A 14,569-nucleotide genomic window follows, 5' to 3' on the forward strand; every position below is an offset into this window, starting at 1 on the left:
AATTAACGGCCGTAACCTTTAAGATTCGCTTTCTTTAACACAGAATCATACTGTTGTGACATCAGATGAGTCTGTACCTGTGCCATGAAATCCATGATAACAACCACTACGATTAGTAGGGATGTGCCGCCAAAGTAGAAACGAACGTTCCACGCGACCATCATGAACTCAGGAATCAGACATATAAAAGTAATGTATAGAGCGCCCGCTAGGGTTAGTCTAGTCATCACTTTATCGATATATTTCGCTGTCTGCTCACCTGGGCGGATACCGGGTACGAATGCACCAGACTTCTTCAAGTTATCAGCTGTTTCACGTGGGTTAAACACCAACGCTGTATAGAAGAAACAGAAGAAGATTATAGCTGCTGCATAAAGCATTACATACAAAGGTTGACCTGGGCTAAGAGCTAATGACACGTCAGTTAACCAACCGAACGCGCTGCTTTCACCATTTTGACCAAACCATTGCGCTAATGTTCCTGGGAACAAAATAATACTTGATGCAAAAATCGCTGGTATAACACCTGCCATATTAATCTTAAGTGGCAAGTGAGAACTTTGTGCTGCGAACACTTTACGACCTTGTTGACGCTTCGCATAGTTAACGACGATACGACGTTGACCACGCTCCATGAAAACCACGAAGTAAATTACAGCAAAAGACAATACCGCGATAAACAACAGAAGAAGCACATGCAATTCACCTTGACGCGCTTGCTCGATTGTTTGACCGATTGCAGAAGGCAATCCAGCAACAATACCTGCAAAAATCAGAATGGAAATACCATTACCGATTCCTCGCTCAGTGATTTGTTCACCTAACCACATCAAAAACATGGTACCAGTTACTAAACTCACGGTAGCAATAAGCGTAAACATGGTTTGGTTGATAACAACCAGATTGTCGACCATGTTTGGTAAGCCTGTTGCGATACCAATAGCTTGGAATGTTGCAAGTACAAGCGTGCCGTAGCGTGTATATTGGCTTATCTTACGACGGCCTGCTTCACCCTCTTTCTTGAGTTCCGCTAACGCTGGATGAACTACAGTTAGCAATTGGACTACGATCGATGCCGAAATGTACGGCATGATACCCAATGCTAATATAGATGCACGCTCAAGAGCACCACCGGAGAACATGTTAAACATTTCTACGATGGTACCTTTTTGCTGATCGAACAAATCGGCAAGTACAGCTGCGTCAATACCAGGGATCGGCACAAAAGAGCCGGCTCGGAATACTAAAAGTGCACCAATTACGAATAACAAGCGCGACTTTAATTCACTTAAGCCGCTCTGAGCACTACGAAAATCTTTTCCTGGTTTCTTAGCCATCTGTACCTCGTTCCTCGAGATTATTCCTCGATTTTACCGCCTGCAGCTTCGATTGCAGCTTTAGCGCCTTTAGTCACGCGTAGACCTTTAACAGTCACAGCTTTGCTTAGGTCACCAGAAAGAACGATCTTAACAAACTCGATGTTCTTAGTGATAACGTTAGCAGCTTTAAGGCTGTTAAGATCAACTACGTCACCTGTTACTTTCGCTAGCTCAGCTAGACGAACTTCAGCAGACACTAGGCTCTTACGAGAAGTGAAACCGAATTTAGGTAGACGTTGTTTTAGAGGCATTTGACCGCCTTCAAAACCTGGACGAACAGAGCCGCCAGAACGTGACTTTTGACCTTTGTGACCGCGGCCACCTGTTTTACCAAGGCCAGAACCGATACCACGACCTACACGCTTCTTAGAAGGTTTAGAGCCAGCAGCCGGTGATAGAGTATTCAAACGCATTCTGATTACTCCTCAATCTTAACCATGTAGTAAACCTTGTTGATCATACCGCGTACGCACGGTGTATCTTCAAGTTCTACTGTATGGTTGATGCGACGAAGACCTAGACCTTTAAGACACGCTTTGTGCTTAGGTAGGCGACCAATTGAGCTTTTAGTTTGAGTTACTTTAATAGTTGCCATCGTGTTCTTACTCCGAAATAGATTCAACAGTTAGACCACGTTTAGCAGCAACCATTTCTGGTGACTTAACGTCTACTAGAGCACCAATCGTTGCGCGAACAACGTTGATTGGGTTCGTTGAACCGTATGCTTTAGAAAGTACGTTATGTACGCCTGCAACTTCAAGTACGGCACGCATTGCACCACCGGCAATAACACCTGTACCTTCAGCAGCTGGCTGCATGTAAACTTTAGAGCCCGAATGACGACCTTTCACCGGGTGGTGAAGAGTGCCTTCGTTAAGCGCAACAGTAACCATGTTACGACGCGCTTTTTCCATTGCTTTTTGAATCGCAGCAGGTACTTCACGAGCTTTGCCGTAACCGAAACCTACGCGACCATTACCGTCACCAACTACTGTTAGTGCAGTGAAGCTCATGATTCGACCACCTTTAACCGTCTTAGATACACGGTTAACAGCGATCAGCTTTTCTTGCAAATCATTAGCTTGTTGTTGTTCTTTAGCCATCTTCCAACCCTACCTTAGAATTTCAGACCAGCTTCGCGAGCAGAATCTGCTAGCGCCGCTACTCGACCGTGGTATTGGAAACCAGAACGATCAAATGCAACTGTAGCTACGCCTTTTTCAAGAGCGCGCTCAGCAACAGCTTTACCAACTGCTTTAGCTGCATCAACGTTACCAGTGTTCTTAACTTGCTCACGGATCGCTTTTTCTACAGTAGAAGCAGCTGCGATAACCTCAGAGCCGTTTGCCGAGATAACTTGAGCGTAAACGTGGCGAGGAGTACGGTGTACTACCAAGCGAGTTGCGCCAAGTTCTGCAATCTTACGACGTGCACGTGTAGCACGACGGATGCGAGATGCTTTCTTATCCATAGTGATACCTTACTTCTTCTTAGCTTCTTTAGTACGCACATTTTCATCTGCGTAACGAACACCTTTGCCTTTGTAAGGCTCAGGAGCACGGTAAGAACGAATGTCAGCCGCAACTTGACCTACTACTTGCTTATCGCAACCAGTAATGATGATCTCAGTTTGGCTAGGGCACTCAGCTTTAATACCTTCAGGTAGAGCGTGCTCTACTGGGTGAGAAAAACCAAGAGTTAGAGCTACAGTATTGCCTTTCATAGCAGCACGGTAACCAACACCCTTAAGAGTTAGCTTCTTAGTGAAGCCCTCAGTAACACCCACAACCATGTTATTAACTAGAGCGCGAGCTGTACCAGCCTGTGCCCATGCGTTAGTAACGCCTTCTTTCGGACCGAAAGTAAGGTTGGTTTCTTCCTGTGCAATAACTACGGCGCTGTTAAGAACGCGAGTAAGCTCACCTTTGCTACCTTTTACAGTAACTTCTTGGCCGTTTAGTTTCACCTCTACGCCAGCTGGAATAGCGACAGGTGCTTTAGCAACACGAGACATAATCTACTCCTTAAGCTACGTAACAGATGATTTCACCGCCAAGACCTGCTTTACGAGCAGCACGGTCAGACATCAGACCCTTGGAAGTAGAAACAACTGCAATACCAAGACCACCCATCACTGTAGGTAAAGAGTCTTTATTCTTATAAACTCTTAGACCAGGACGTGATACACGCTTGATTTGCTCGATTACAGGTTTAGCTTGGAAGTACTTAAGAGTAACTTCTAGCTCAGGTTTTGCTTCGCCGTCAACAGCGAAGTCTACGATGTAACCTTCAGCTTTAAGTAATGCAGCAATTGCAACTTTAAGCTTTGAAGAAGGCATTTTTACAGCAACTTTGTTTGCTGCCTGACCGTTGCGAACGCGGGTCAGCATATCCGAAATCGGATCTTGCATGCTCATAAGATTTACTCCAAATGATTAAGTGGCAATTACCAGCTAGCCTTACGAAGACCCGGAATCTCGCCTTTCATGCAAGCTTCGCGAACCTTAATACGGCTTAGACCGAATTTACGTAGGTAACCGTGTGGACGACCAGTTTGGTTGCAACGGTTGCGCTGACGTGATGCACTTGAATCACGTGGAAGAGATTGCAGTTTAAGAACCGCATTCCAACGATCTTCTTCAGATGCGTTTACATCGCTAATGATAACTTTTAGCGCAGAACGCTTTTCAGCGAACTTAACTACTAGTTTTGCACGTTTAGCTTCACGTGCTTTCATTGATTGTTTAGCCATAACAGTAACCCTACCCTTACTTACGGAATGGGAAGTTAAAGGCAGCCAGCAGAGCTCGGCCTTCCTCATCGGATCCCGCAGATGTCGTGATAGTAATATCAAGACCGCGGACACGATCGACTTTATCGTAGTCGATTTCCGGAAAGATGATTTGCTCGCGAACGCCCATGCTGTAGTTACCGCGTCCGTCAAAAGACTTAGCGCTAACACCACGGAAATCACGTACACGTGGAAGTGCGATAGAGATTAAACGCTCTAAAAATTCCCACATGCGCTCACCACGCAAGGTTACTTTACAACCGATTGGGTAGCCTTCACGAATTTTGAAACCAGCTACAGATTTACGCGCTTTAGTGATAAGTGGCTTTTGACCAGAGATCGTTGCCATATCAGCTGCTGCGTTTTCTAGCAGTTTCTTATCGTTGATTGCTTCACCAACGCCCATGTTTAGGGTGATTTTCTCAATCCTAGGGACTTGCATGACGCTTGTGTAGCTGAACTCTTTGGTAAGCTCAGCGACTACAGACGACTTGTAGTAATCATGCAGTTTCGCCATAGTAGAACTCCAAATTACTTCTAATTAGTTAGAAACAGTTTCGCCGTTAGATTTGAAGAAACGAACTTTCTTACCATCTTCGATACGGAAACCGATACGGTCTGCTTTACCAGTAGCCGTGTTAAAGACTGCAACGTTAGAAGCATCAATAGCTGCTTCTTGTTCAACGATGCCACCTTGTTGACCTAGAGCCGGAACCGGCTTTTGGTGTTTTTTAACAAGATTGATGCCTTCAACAACAACTTTACCAGTTGTCAGAACCTTAGTTACTTTACCTTTCTTGCCTTTATCTTTACCAGCAAGAATGATTACTTCGTCATTACGACGGATTTTAGCTGCCATGTTGCCGCTCCTTACAGAACTTCAGGTGCTAGTGATACAATCTTCATGAATTTCGCGTTACGAAGTTCACGAGTCACAGGACCAAAGATACGTGTGCCGACTGGTTGCTCAGTAGTGTCATTTAACAATACACAAGCATTACTGTCGAAGCGAATGACAGAACCGTCTGGGCGACGAACGCCTTTACGGGTGCGCACTACTACCGCCTTCAGAACATCACCTTTCTTTACTTTACCGCGAGGAATCGCTTCCTTCACTGTAACCTTGATGACGTCACCGATATGTGCATAACGGCGGTGAGAGCCACCCAGAACCTTAATACACATTACCTTGCGCGCGCCAGAGTTATCTGCTGCGTCAAGTGTACTTTGCATCTGGATCATTGTTAGTGCTCCGCTAAATATTAAAACTAGACCCTCTCGGGTCGGGCTGCCTCTTTAAAAGGGACGCGAATTGTACCACCCTTTTTTTAAATTGGGTAGACAAAAAACAAGCGGCTCCAAAAAATTATTTGGAGCCGCTTTAAGTCATAGAATTACAAAGATTAAATCTTCGCCTTTTCTAGAACTTTAACCAATGTCCAAGACTTAGTCTTAGACAGAGGACGACACTCAGCGATTTCAACTTTGTCGCCTAGGCCACAAGTGTTGTCTTCGTCGTGTGCGTGTACTTTAGTCGTGCGTTTGATGAACTTACCGTAAATTGGGTGTTTTACAGTACGCTCAATAGCAACAACGATAGACTTGTCCATCTTGTCACTTACTACACGGCCTTGCTGGATGCGGTTAGTTTCGCTCATTATGCGCCTGCCTTTTCAGTCAAAACAGTTTTCACACGTGCGATGTCACGGCGTACAGCTTTTAGAGTATGAGTTTGCTGTAGTTGACCAGTTGCAGCTTGCATGCGCAAGTTAAACTGTTCACGTAGCAAATTCAATAGCTCAGCGTTAAGCTCTTCAACGTTCTTTTCGCGTAGATCTTGTGCTTTCATCACATCACCTGCTTAGTTACAAAAGTAGTTTTAACAGGCAGTTTACGTGCCGCTAGGCGGAACGCTTCACGTGCCAACTCTTCAGGTACGCCATTCATCTCGTACATAACTTTGCCTGGTTGGATTTGAGCAACCCAGTACGCAACTGAACCTTTACCTTTACCTTGACGAACTTCAAGAGGCTTTTCAGTAATCGGTTTGTCTGGGAACACACGGATCCAGATTTGACCTTGACGCTTAATGTGACGTGTCATAGCACGACGTGCCGCTTCGATTTGACGTGCAGTCAGACGACCACGGCCAACAGCTTTAAGACCGAATTCGCCGAAGCTCACTTCAGTACCTTTAGCTAGACCACGGTTACGACCAGTCATAACCTTGCGGAACTTAGTACGTTTTGGTTGTAGCATCGTTCGACTCCTTACTTACGGCCTTTACGCTGCTTCTTAGGCTTATCGCCTTTAGGCTCTACTGCGTTAGCAGCTGGCATACCGCCTAGAATCTCACCTTTGAAGATCCAAACTTTAATGCCGATCACACCGTATTGAGTGTGAGCCGAAGAAGTTGCGTAATCAATGTCTGCACGTAGAGTGTGTAGAGGCACACGGCCTTCACGGTACCACTCTGAACGTGCGATTTCAGCGCCGCCAAGACGGCCGCCTACTTGTACTTTGATGCCTTTAGCGCCTAGACGCATAGCATTTTGTACCGCACGCTTCATTGCACGACGGAACATAACACGACGCTCTAGTTGAGACGCGATGCTATCAGCTACAAGCTGACCATCTAACTCAGGTTTACGTACTTCAGCGATGTTAATCTGCGCTGGTACACCTGCGATTTTAGCTACAGCTGCACGTAGTTTCTCTACGTCTTCACCTTTCTTACCGATAACAACGCCAGGGCGAGCAGTGTGAATAGTCACACGGATGCTCTTAGCTGGACGCTCGATAACGATACGAGATAATGATGCTTTTTGTAGTTCCTTAGTAAGGAACTGACGTACCTTGAAGTCGCCGTCTAGGTTGTCAGCGAATTCGTTGGTATTAGCAAACCATGTAGCATTCCAAGGCTTAACGATGCCAAGACGAATACCATTAGGATGTACTTTCTGACCCATTGCTTAATCTCCTAGTCTTTAGCGATCTGCTACAACAATAGTGATGTGGCTTGAACGCTTCAAGATACGATCCGCACGACCTTTAGCACGAGGCATAATGCGCTTCATGATAGGGCCCTCATCTACGAAGATTTTAGCGACATTTAGATCGTCGATATCTGCACCTTCGTTATGTTCCGCGTTAGCGATAGCTGACTCAAGAACTTTCTTAACTAGTACAGCAGCTTTTTTGTTGCTGAAAGTTAGAATTTCTAGAGCCTGGTCTACCGACTTACCGCGAATTTGGTCTGCAACTAAGCGAGCTTTCTGTGGAGAAATACGAGCAAAGTTATGTTTAGCTAAAGCTTCCATCATCTACTCCTTATTTCTTCTTAGCTTTCTTATCTGCAGCATGACCGCGATAAGTACGAGTTGGTGCAAATTCGCCCAGTTTGTGACCGATCATTTCTTCGGTAACGAAAACTGGAACGTGCTGACGACCATTATGGACAGCGATGGTCAAACCAATCATTGTTGGGATGATCATTGAGCGACGGGACCAAGTCTTAATAGGCTTTTTGTCTCCGCTTTCCACCGCTTTCTCTACCTTCTTCAGCAAGTGTAGGTCAATAAAAGGACCTTTCTTGAGAGAACGTGGCATGGCGATTCCTCTTTATAGATTATTTATTACGACGACGTACGATGTACTTGTCAGTGCGTTTGTTCTTACGAGTCTTGAAGCCCTTAGTAGGAACGCCCCAAGGAGAAACTGGGTGACGACCACCAGATGTGCGGCCTTCACCACCACCATGTGGGTGATCCACCGGGTTCATTACTACACCACGTACGGTTGGACGTACGCCGCGCCAGCGTGAAGCACCAGCTTTACCAAGTTCACGTAGCATATGCTCAGAGTTACCAACTTCACCGATCGTTGCACGACCTTCAGAAAGTACTTTGCGCATCTCACCAGAACGTAGACGGATAGTTACGTATGCACCATCGCGAGCGATGATTTGTACATATGCACCAGCCGAACGAGCTAGTTGAGCACCTTTACCAGGCTTAAGTTCAACACAGTGTACAGTAGAACCTACTGGGATGTTGCGCATCGGCAGAGTGTTACCTGCTTTGATTGGCGCATCAGAACCAGATTGAATCTGGTCACCTGCGTTAACACCTTTAGGTGCAATGATGTAACGACGCTCACCGTCTGCGTACAGAACTAGAGCGATGTTAGCACTACGGTTTGGATCGTATTCTAAACGCTCAACTTTCGCTGGGATACCGTCTTTAGTACGTTTGAAGTCAATCAAACGGTAATGGTGCTTATGACCACCACCGATGTGACGTACTGTGATACGACCGTTGTTGTTACGACCACCGTTCTTAGAGTTTTTCTCTAGAAGTGGTGCGTATGGCTTACCCTTGTGCAGGTCAGCGTTAACAACTTTAACGACGTGACGACGACCAGGGGAAGTCGGCTTACATTTAACAATAGCCATTTTTACTACTCCTGTTATTCCGCGCCGCCAACGAAGTCAAGATCTTGACCTTCTTTCAAAGTAACGTAGGCTTTTTTCACGTCTGAACGACGGCCTTCACGCATACCTTGACGTTTGGTCTTACCCTTTTGTACAAGAGTATTTACTGACTTAACTTCAACTTCAAATAGCTTTTCTACAGCTGCTTTGATCTCTTTCTTAGTTGCATCTTTAGCTACTTTGAAAACGATAGTGTTCGCTTTCTCAGCCGCCATAGTTGCTTTTTCAGAGATGTGCGGAGCACGTAGAACTTTTAAGATACGTTCTTCAGTGATCATGCTAGCATCTCCTCAACTTGCTTAACTGCGTCAGCAGTCATTAGAACCTTGTCGAATGCAATTAGAGATACTGGATCAATACCAGCAACATCACGTGCGTCAACTTTGTACAGGTTACGAGCAGCTAAGAATAGATTTTCATCTACTTCGCCAGTTACAATCAGAACGTCGTTAAGCTGAAGCTCATTAAGCTTAGCTAAAAGTTCTTTTGTTTTTGGTGCTTCTACAGAGAAGTTATCAACAACGATTAGACGCTCTTGACGAATCAACTCAGAAAGAATGCTTTTCATAGCACCGCGGTACATTTTCTTGTTAACTTTTTGGCTGTGATCTTGTGGTTTCGCAGCAAAAGTAACACCACCTGTACGCCAGATTGGGCTACGAATTGTACCAGCACGTGCACGGCCAGTACCTTTTTGGCGCCATGGCTTAGCACCGCCGCCTGATACTTCAGAACGAGTCTTTTGAGCACGAGTACCTTGACGAGCACCTGCTGCATACGCAACAACTACTTGATGTACTAGAGCTTCGTTAAAGTCACGTCCGAAAGTAGTCTCGGAAACAGTTAGTGCATCAGCACCTTTAACCATCAATTCCATTACTTACTCCTAGACGTTATGCTTTAACAGCAGGTTTTACGATCACGTTACCGCCTGTTGAGCCTGGTACTGCACCTTTAATAAGGAGTAGATTGCGCTCAGCGTCAACACGTACGATCTCTAGGTTTTGAGTCGTTACACGCTCAGCACCCATGTGACCTGCCATTTTCTTGCCTTTAAACACGCGGCCTGGAGTTTGACATTGGCCAATTGAACCCGGTGCGCGGTGAGACAAAGAGTTACCGTGAGTCATATCTTGAGTAGAGAAGTTCCAACGCTTGATAGCGCCTTGGAAGCCTTTACCTTTAGATGTACCAGTAACGTCTACTTTTTTAATTTCGTTGAAAAGTTCTACGTTTAGCTCAGCGCCAACTTCAAACTCTTCGCCGTTTTCTAAACGGAATTCCCAAAGACCGCGACCTGCTTCAACACCCGCTTTCGCGAAGTGACCAGCTTCAGGTTTAGTTACACGGTTAGCTTTCTTAGCACCAGTAGTTACTTGGATTGCTGCGTAGCCGTCTGTCTCAAGAGTTTTAACTTGAGAAATACGGTTCGCTTCAACCTCAACAACAGTTACTGGGATAGAAACGCCTTCTTCGGTAAATACGCGGGTCATACCCACTTTACGTCCGACTAGACCAATCATTATTCTTATCTCCCTTAACCTAGGCTGATTTGAACATCAACGCCAGCTGCAAGATCAAGACGCATTAGAGCATCAACAGTTTTATCTGTTGGCTCAACGATGTCGATCAAACGCTTGTGAGTACGAATTTCGTACTGGTCACGTGCATCTTTGTTGACGTGTGGAGAGGTAAGAACAGTGAAACGCTCTTTACGAGTAGGAAGTGGAATAGGACCACGAACCTGTGCGCCAGTACGTTTTGCTGTTTCAACGATTTCCGCAGTTGAAGCATCGATTAACTTGTAATCAAACGCTTTAAGGCGGATACGAATACGTTGGTTCTGCATGAGACAGAGCTCCAATTATTAAAAATTACACAAACAATATCGCCACTCAAGCTCGAAAGAACGAGAGAATGCCGATTGATTTATGTGAAACCGTAGCATCCAAAATCAGGACGCATTGTCAGTTAACTTTTGAAGTAAACACAAGGTTTACTATTTTTATTAACCGCGAACATAAGCTGAGTATACATTACTAGGTAAGACCTACTCCTCAGTGCTCATTGGTTCACAAACCGGCGTTAGCCAGTGCGATGCATTATACAGATCACATTTTGGTATGCAAGTGGCGTTGGAAAAATAATCGGAATATATTTGATGAAAGCAATCGATGGTAGCTGAATGACGAAAGTCGAATAGCAAAGAACGGGGAAACACTTGGGGAATTGTAGAAACGAAAAAGGTTAGAAAAATAAAAGGGAAGCCGAAGCTTCCCTTTTTTAATGCAGTTCTTCTAATGAAGAGTGTGCAAAATCAATACGCGATTAAGCGAAGATTTTAGCTACAACACCAGCACCAACAGTACGGCCACCTTCGCGGATTGCGAAACGTAGACCTTCGTCCATTGCGATTGGAGCGATTAGCTCAACAGTCATTTGAACGTTGTCACCTGGCATTACCATTTCTACGCCTTCAGGTAGAGTGATATCGCCTGTTACGTCAGTTGTACGGAAGTAGAACTGTGGACGGTAACCCTTGAAGAAAGGAGTGTGACGGCCGCCTTCGTCTTTAGAAAGTACGTATACTTCAGACTCAAACTTAGTGTGTGGGTTGATTGAACCTTTAGCAGAAAGTACTTGGCCACGTTCAACGTCATCACGCTTAGTACCACGTAGAAGTGCACCAACGTTCTCACCTGCACGACCTTCGTCAAGCAGTTTACGGAACATTTCAACACCAGTACAAGTAGTAAGAGTAGTCTCTTTGATACCAACGATTTCTACTTCGTCACCTACACGTAGGATACCGCGCTCGATACGACCAGTAACAACAGTACCACGACCTTGGATTGAGAATACATCTTCAATAGGAAGTAGGAACGGTAGGTCAACAGCACGCTCTGGAAGTGGAATGTAAGAATCTAGTGCTTCTGCAAGCTCAACGATCTTGTCTTCCCACTGCTTTTCGCCGTTTAGAGCGCCAAGTGCAGAACCTTGAATTACTGGAAGGTCGTCTCCTGGGTACTCGTACTCAGAAAGAAGTTCACGAACTTCCATTTCTACTAGCTCAAGTAGCTCTTCGTCATCAACCATGTCACATTTGTTCATGAATACGATGATGTAAGGGATACCAACTTGACGACCAAGTAGGATGTGCTCACGAGTTTGTGGCATAGGGCCATCTGTAGCAGCAACAACTAGGATACCGCCGTCCATTTGAGCAGCACCAGTGATCATGTTTTTAACATAATCGGCGTGTCCAGGACAGTCTACGTGTGCGTAGTGACGTTCAGGAGTATCGTACTCAACGTGAGAAGTTGCGATTGTGATACCGCGCTCGCGCTCTTCTGGAGCGTTATCGATAGATGCGAAATCTTTAGCAACACCGCCGTACACTTTTGCAAGTGTAGTACAGATAGCAGCAGTTAGAGTTGTTTTACCGTGGTCAACGTGGCCGATAGTACCAACGTTTACGTGCGGTTTCGTACGTTCAAATTTTTCTTTAGACACAATCGTGTTCCTTCCTAGTTATGATTCGCCACGTTCATTATTGAGCGAGACGCGCCAGAAATTGCTATTTTATGCGCCAACTCTCGTTAGCGCAATATTTGGACGCATTGATCTTTCAAAAAATGAAAAAAATGCATCCCTTTTGTTTAACCACGCTCTGCAATGATTGCATTAGCAACATTTTTTGGCACTTCGGCGTACTCACTAAACTCCATAGAGTAAGAAGCACGACCTTGTGTCGCAGAACGTAAATCAGTTGCGTAACCGAACATGACAGACAACGGAACTTGTGCACGAATTATCTTCAGGCCAGCTGTCCCCTCGTCCATACCTTCGATGATGCCGCGACGACGGTTAATATCGCCAACAACGTCACCCATCCAGTCTTCTGGAGTAGTTACTTCAACTTTCATCATAGGCTCAAGCAAAACTGGTTGCGCTTCTAGTGCACCCGTTCTGAAAGCCATAGAGGCAGCGATTGTAAACGCCATCTCACTTGAATCTACTTCATGGTAAGAACCATCATATAGTGTAGCTTTGATATCCAAAACTGGATAGCCCGCTAATACACCATTGTTCATTTGCTCTTCAACGCCTTTAGCGACAGAGGTAATGAACTCTTTTGGCACGATACCATTGGCAATTTCATCTACGAAGACAAAGCCTTCACCGGCTTCTGATGGTTCCAGTTTCAGCCACACGTGACCGTACTGTCCTTTACCACCATGTTCGCGGATAAATTTACCTTCAGCTTTCGCTGTACCACGAATGGTTTCACGATAAGCAACTTGCGGATTACCAACGTTGCAGTTCACACTGAATTCACGCTTCATGCGGTCAACGATGATATCTAAGTGCAGTTCACCCATGCCAGAGATTAGTGTCTGACCAGTTTCGTCATCCGTTTCAACACGGAACGATGGATCTTCTGCCGCTAGCTTACCTAACGCGATAGTCATTTTATCTTGATCAGCTTGAGAGCGAGGCTCTACAACGATCTGAATAACTGGATCTGGGAATTCCATACGCTCAAGAACAATTTTATGGTTCTGGTCACATAGAGTTTCACCAGTAGTAACATCTTTAAGGCCGATAATGGCTGCGATGTCACCTGCTCGTACTTCTTTTACTTCTTCACGTTTGTTTGAGTGCATTTGAACAATACGCCCTAAACGTTCACGTTGTTTCTTCACAGAGTTGTAAGCTGTTTTACCGCTTTCAACAACACCAGAGTAAACACGGATGAAAGTTAAAGTACCAACAAATGGGTCTGTTGCAATTTTAAATGCTAGCGCTGAGAACGGTTCTTTGTCGTCCGCGTGACGCTCGATTTCATTCTCGTCATCATCGATACCTTTAATTGCAGGTACATCGACTGGAGAAGGAAGGAAATCAACAACTGCATCTAGAACAGCTTGTACGCCTTTGTTTTTGAAAGCACTACCGCAAGTTGCAAGTACGATTTCATTGTTAAGGGTACGAGTACGAAGACCTTGTTTGATTTCAGCTTCTGTTAATTCACCTTCTTCAAGGTACTTATCCATCAGCTCTTCATTTGCTTCTGCAGCAGCTTCAACAAGTTCTGTACGATATTCTTCAGCCATTTCTTGCATGTCTGCTGGAATGTCTTCGTACGTAAAAGTCATGCCTTGGTCAGCTTCGTTCCAGTTGATTGCCTTCATCTTAATAAGATCGACAACACCTTGGAAGTTTTCTTCAGCACCAATGTTCAGTTGAATCGGAACAGGAGTCGCACCTAGGCGGTCCTTGATCTGTTCAACTACGCGCAAGAAGTCTGCGCCGGTACGGTCCATTTTGTTAACGAAAACCATACGTGGAACTTGGTACTTATCAGCTTGACGCCATACTGTCTCTGACTGAGGTTCAACACCAGATGAGCCACAGAAAACAACAACTGCACCATCAAGTACACGCAGAGAACGTTCTACTTCAATTGTGAAGTCAACGTGTCCAGGAGTATCGATGATGTTGATACGGTGGTCAGAATACTGAGCTTCCATACCACGCCAAAACGTAGTAGTTGCTGCTGAAGTGATCGTAATACCGCGCTCTTGCTCTTGCTCCATCCAGTCCATGGTTGCTGCACCATCGTGAACTTCGCCGATTTTGTGAGAAAGACCGGTATAGAACAGAATACGTTCACTTGTGGTTGTTTTACCTGCATCTACGTGAGCAACGATACCGATATTACGGTATTGCTCAATAGGAGTTTTACGAGCCACGGTTGAATCCTCTTATTAGAGACTTAGGGACTATTGCTATGTCTAGATTGTGCGTTAAAAGCGATGCTTCGCTAAAAAGCTTTGCCCTAGAAATAGCAATAGTTCCTAGCATAAGCATAGGAACTAAAGAAGTGCTGCAAGGAACCTTGCA

Annotated in this window: 24 protein-coding genes; all 24 read right to left on the minus strand. The window is 45.1% G+C overall.

The features are described from left to right. Positions 1–2: 2 nt before the first annotated feature. The 24 genes from secY to fusA all read right to left on the minus strand — a co-directional run bounded on the left by secY (position 3) and on the right by fusA (position 14,418). Positions 3–1,337 (minus strand): preprotein translocase subunit SecY, encoded by a 1,335-nt coding sequence (secY, locus tag AC3CKG_RS14735; protein WP_004736759.1) that lies wholly within the window; start codon positions 1,335–1,337, stop codon positions 3–5. Positions 1,338–1,357: 20 nt separating this feature from the next. Next, entirely contained in the window at positions 1,358–1,792 is a 435-nt protein-coding gene (rplO, locus tag AC3CKG_RS14740; protein ID WP_004736758.1) for a 50S ribosomal protein L15, read from the minus strand. Positions 1,793–1,797: 5 nt separating this feature from the next. Further along, positions 1,798–1,974: a 50S ribosomal protein L30 gene (gene rpmD / locus AC3CKG_RS14745; RefSeq protein ID WP_004736756.1), complete on the minus strand. Its 177-nt coding sequence runs from the start codon at positions 1,972–1,974 to the stop codon at positions 1,798–1,800. 7 nt (positions 1,975–1,981) lie between these two features. After that, a complete protein-coding gene (gene rpsE, locus AC3CKG_RS14750; protein ID WP_004736754.1) occupies positions 1,982–2,482 on the minus strand; it encodes a 30S ribosomal protein S5 in 501 nt (166 codons plus the stop codon). Between the two features lie 14 nt (positions 2,483–2,496). Further along, positions 2,497–2,850 (minus strand): 50S ribosomal protein L18, encoded by a 354-nt coding sequence (gene rplR, locus AC3CKG_RS14755; RefSeq protein ID WP_017104678.1) that lies wholly within the window; start codon positions 2,848–2,850, stop codon positions 2,497–2,499. 9 nt (positions 2,851–2,859) lie between these two features. After that, positions 2,860–3,393: a 50S ribosomal protein L6 gene (gene rplF, locus AC3CKG_RS14760; protein WP_017104677.1), complete on the minus strand. Its 534-nt coding sequence runs from the start codon at positions 3,391–3,393 to the stop codon at positions 2,860–2,862. 10 nt (positions 3,394–3,403) lie between these two features. Further along, positions 3,404–3,796 carry a 30S ribosomal protein S8 gene (gene rpsH, locus AC3CKG_RS14765; RefSeq protein ID WP_017104676.1) on the minus strand — a complete coding sequence of 131 codons (393 nt, stop codon included), beginning with the start codon at positions 3,794–3,796 and terminating at the stop codon, positions 3,404–3,406. A 29-nt stretch (positions 3,797–3,825) separates the two neighbouring features. Beyond that, on the minus strand, positions 3,826–4,131 hold the full coding sequence (rpsN, locus tag AC3CKG_RS14770; RefSeq protein ID WP_004736747.1) for a 30S ribosomal protein S14: 306 nt from the start codon (positions 4,129–4,131) through the stop codon (positions 3,826–3,828). Positions 4,132–4,147: 16 nt separating this feature from the next. After that, entirely contained in the window at positions 4,148–4,687 is a 540-nt protein-coding gene (rplE, locus tag AC3CKG_RS14775) for a 50S ribosomal protein L5 (protein WP_004738790.1), read from the minus strand. A gap of 24 nt (positions 4,688–4,711) precedes the next feature. Further along, a complete protein-coding gene (rplX, locus tag AC3CKG_RS14780; RefSeq protein ID WP_017108547.1) occupies positions 4,712–5,029 on the minus strand; it encodes a 50S ribosomal protein L24 in 318 nt (105 codons plus the stop codon). 11 nt (positions 5,030–5,040) lie between these two features. Further along, complete coding sequence (rplN, locus tag AC3CKG_RS14785; protein WP_004736740.1) at positions 5,041–5,412, minus strand: 50S ribosomal protein L14; 372 nt, start codon at positions 5,410–5,412, stop codon at positions 5,041–5,043. A gap of 161 nt (positions 5,413–5,573) precedes the next feature. Further along, the gene (rpsQ, locus tag AC3CKG_RS14790) at positions 5,574–5,828 is read right to left on the minus strand and encodes a 30S ribosomal protein S17 (RefSeq protein ID WP_004736739.1); all 255 of its coding nucleotides are present in this window, start codon (positions 5,826–5,828) and stop codon (positions 5,574–5,576) included. After that, on the minus strand, positions 5,828–6,019 hold the full coding sequence (rpmC, locus tag AC3CKG_RS14795) for a 50S ribosomal protein L29 (RefSeq protein WP_004736737.1): 192 nt from the start codon (positions 6,017–6,019) through the stop codon (positions 5,828–5,830). The genes rpsQ and rpmC overlap by 1 nt, the downstream gene beginning before the upstream one ends. After that, entirely contained in the window at positions 6,019–6,429 is a 411-nt protein-coding gene (gene rplP / locus AC3CKG_RS14800; protein WP_004736736.1) for a 50S ribosomal protein L16, read from the minus strand. The genes rpmC and rplP overlap by 1 nt, the downstream gene beginning before the upstream one ends. 11 nt (positions 6,430–6,440) lie before the next feature. After that, complete coding sequence (gene rpsC, locus AC3CKG_RS14805) at positions 6,441–7,139, minus strand: 30S ribosomal protein S3 (RefSeq protein WP_004736734.1); 699 nt, start codon at positions 7,137–7,139, stop codon at positions 6,441–6,443. 18 nt (positions 7,140–7,157) lie between these two features. Next, positions 7,158–7,490, minus strand: coding sequence for a 50S ribosomal protein L22 (rplV, locus tag AC3CKG_RS14810; protein ID WP_004736732.1), 333 nt, complete (start codon positions 7,488–7,490; stop codon positions 7,158–7,160). 10 nt (positions 7,491–7,500) lie between these two features. Then, positions 7,501–7,779, minus strand: coding sequence for a 30S ribosomal protein S19 (gene rpsS, locus AC3CKG_RS14815; protein WP_004736729.1), 279 nt, complete (start codon positions 7,777–7,779; stop codon positions 7,501–7,503). Between the two features lie 19 nt (positions 7,780–7,798). Beyond that, a complete protein-coding gene (gene rplB, locus AC3CKG_RS14820; protein WP_017104674.1) occupies positions 7,799–8,623 on the minus strand; it encodes a 50S ribosomal protein L2 in 825 nt (274 codons plus the stop codon). A gap of 14 nt (positions 8,624–8,637) precedes the next feature. Next, positions 8,638–8,940 (minus strand): 50S ribosomal protein L23, encoded by a 303-nt coding sequence (gene rplW, locus AC3CKG_RS14825; protein ID WP_004738802.1) that lies wholly within the window; start codon positions 8,938–8,940, stop codon positions 8,638–8,640. Then, complete coding sequence (gene rplD, locus AC3CKG_RS14830) at positions 8,937–9,539, minus strand: 50S ribosomal protein L4 (protein ID WP_017104673.1); 603 nt, start codon at positions 9,537–9,539, stop codon at positions 8,937–8,939. The genes rplW and rplD overlap by 4 nt, the downstream gene beginning before the upstream one ends. 16 nt (positions 9,540–9,555) lie before the next feature. Continuing rightward, the gene (rplC, locus tag AC3CKG_RS14835; protein ID WP_004736763.1) at positions 9,556–10,185 is read right to left on the minus strand and encodes a 50S ribosomal protein L3; all 630 of its coding nucleotides are present in this window, start codon (positions 10,183–10,185) and stop codon (positions 9,556–9,558) included. 14 nt (positions 10,186–10,199) lie between these two features. After that, positions 10,200–10,511: a 30S ribosomal protein S10 gene (rpsJ, locus tag AC3CKG_RS14840; RefSeq protein ID WP_004736761.1), complete on the minus strand. Its 312-nt coding sequence runs from the start codon at positions 10,509–10,511 to the stop codon at positions 10,200–10,202. A gap of 479 nt (positions 10,512–10,990) precedes the next feature. Further along, entirely contained in the window at positions 10,991–12,175 is a 1,185-nt protein-coding gene (tuf, locus tag AC3CKG_RS14845; protein ID WP_012604914.1) for an elongation factor Tu, read from the minus strand. 146 nt (positions 12,176–12,321) lie between these two features. Next, positions 12,322–14,418 carry an elongation factor G gene (gene fusA, locus AC3CKG_RS14850; protein ID WP_017104672.1) on the minus strand — a complete coding sequence of 699 codons (2,097 nt, stop codon included), beginning with the start codon at positions 14,416–14,418 and terminating at the stop codon, positions 12,322–12,324. Between the last annotated feature and the right edge of the window lie 151 nt (positions 14,419–14,569).

This window comes from Vibrio sp. QJM3NY_15, from assembly GCF_057785995.1.

Excerpts from the sequence above, each read along its gene's own strand:
- secY (WP_004736759.1), bottom strand. The coding sequence starts at position 1,337 with ATGGCTAAGAAACCAGGAAAAGATTTTCGTAGTGCTCAGAGCGGCTTA.
- rplO (WP_004736758.1), bottom strand. The coding sequence starts at position 1,792 with ATGCGTTTGAATACTCTATCACCGGCTGCTGGCTCTAAACCTTCTAAG.
- rpmD (WP_004736756.1), bottom strand. The coding sequence starts at position 1,974 with ATGGCAACTATTAAAGTAACTCAAACTAAAAGCTCAATTGGTCGCCTA.
- rpsE (WP_004736754.1), bottom strand. The coding sequence starts at position 2,482 with ATGGCTAAAGAACAACAACAAGCTAATGATTTGCAAGAAAAGCTGATC.
- rplR (WP_017104678.1), bottom strand. The coding sequence starts at position 2,850 with ATGGATAAGAAAGCATCTCGCATCCGTCGTGCTACACGTGCACGTCGT.
- rplF (WP_017104677.1), bottom strand. The coding sequence starts at position 3,393 with ATGTCTCGTGTTGCTAAAGCACCTGTCGCTATTCCAGCTGGCGTAGAG.
- rpsH (WP_017104676.1), bottom strand. The coding sequence starts at position 3,796 with ATGAGCATGCAAGATCCGATTTCGGATATGCTGACCCGCGTTCGCAAC.
- rpsN (WP_004736747.1), bottom strand. The coding sequence starts at position 4,131 with ATGGCTAAACAATCAATGAAAGCACGTGAAGCTAAACGTGCAAAACTA.
- rplE (WP_004738790.1), bottom strand. The coding sequence starts at position 4,687 with ATGGCGAAACTGCATGATTACTACAAGTCGTCTGTAGTCGCTGAGCTT.
- rplX (WP_017108547.1), bottom strand. The coding sequence starts at position 5,029 with ATGGCAGCTAAAATCCGTCGTAATGACGAAGTAATCATTCTTGCTGGT.
- rplN (WP_004736740.1), bottom strand. The coding sequence starts at position 5,412 with ATGATCCAGATGCAAAGTACACTTGACGCAGCAGATAACTCTGGCGCG.
- rpsQ (WP_004736739.1), bottom strand. The coding sequence starts at position 5,828 with ATGAGCGAAACTAACCGCATCCAGCAAGGCCGTGTAGTAAGTGACAAG.
- rpmC (WP_004736737.1), bottom strand. The coding sequence starts at position 6,019 with ATGAAAGCACAAGATCTACGCGAAAAGAACGTTGAAGAGCTTAACGCT.
- rplP (WP_004736736.1), bottom strand. The coding sequence starts at position 6,429 with ATGCTACAACCAAAACGTACTAAGTTCCGCAAGGTTATGACTGGTCGT.
- rpsC (WP_004736734.1), bottom strand. The coding sequence starts at position 7,139 with ATGGGTCAGAAAGTACATCCTAATGGTATTCGTCTTGGCATCGTTAAG.
- rplV (WP_004736732.1), bottom strand. The coding sequence starts at position 7,490 with ATGGAAGCTTTAGCTAAACATAACTTTGCTCGTATTTCTCCACAGAAA.
- rpsS (WP_004736729.1), bottom strand. The coding sequence starts at position 7,779 with ATGCCACGTTCTCTCAAGAAAGGTCCTTTTATTGACCTACACTTGCTG.
- rplB (WP_017104674.1), bottom strand. The coding sequence starts at position 8,623 with ATGGCTATTGTTAAATGTAAGCCGACTTCCCCTGGTCGTCGTCACGTC.
- rplW (WP_004738802.1), bottom strand. The coding sequence starts at position 8,940 with ATGATCACTGAAGAACGTATCTTAAAAGTTCTACGTGCTCCGCACATC.
- rplD (WP_017104673.1), bottom strand. The coding sequence starts at position 9,539 with ATGGAATTGATGGTTAAAGGTGCTGATGCACTAACTGTTTCCGAGACT.
- rplC (WP_004736763.1), bottom strand. The coding sequence starts at position 10,185 with ATGATTGGTCTAGTCGGACGTAAAGTGGGTATGACCCGCGTATTTACC.
- rpsJ (WP_004736761.1), bottom strand. The coding sequence starts at position 10,511 with ATGCAGAACCAACGTATTCGTATCCGCCTTAAAGCGTTTGATTACAAG.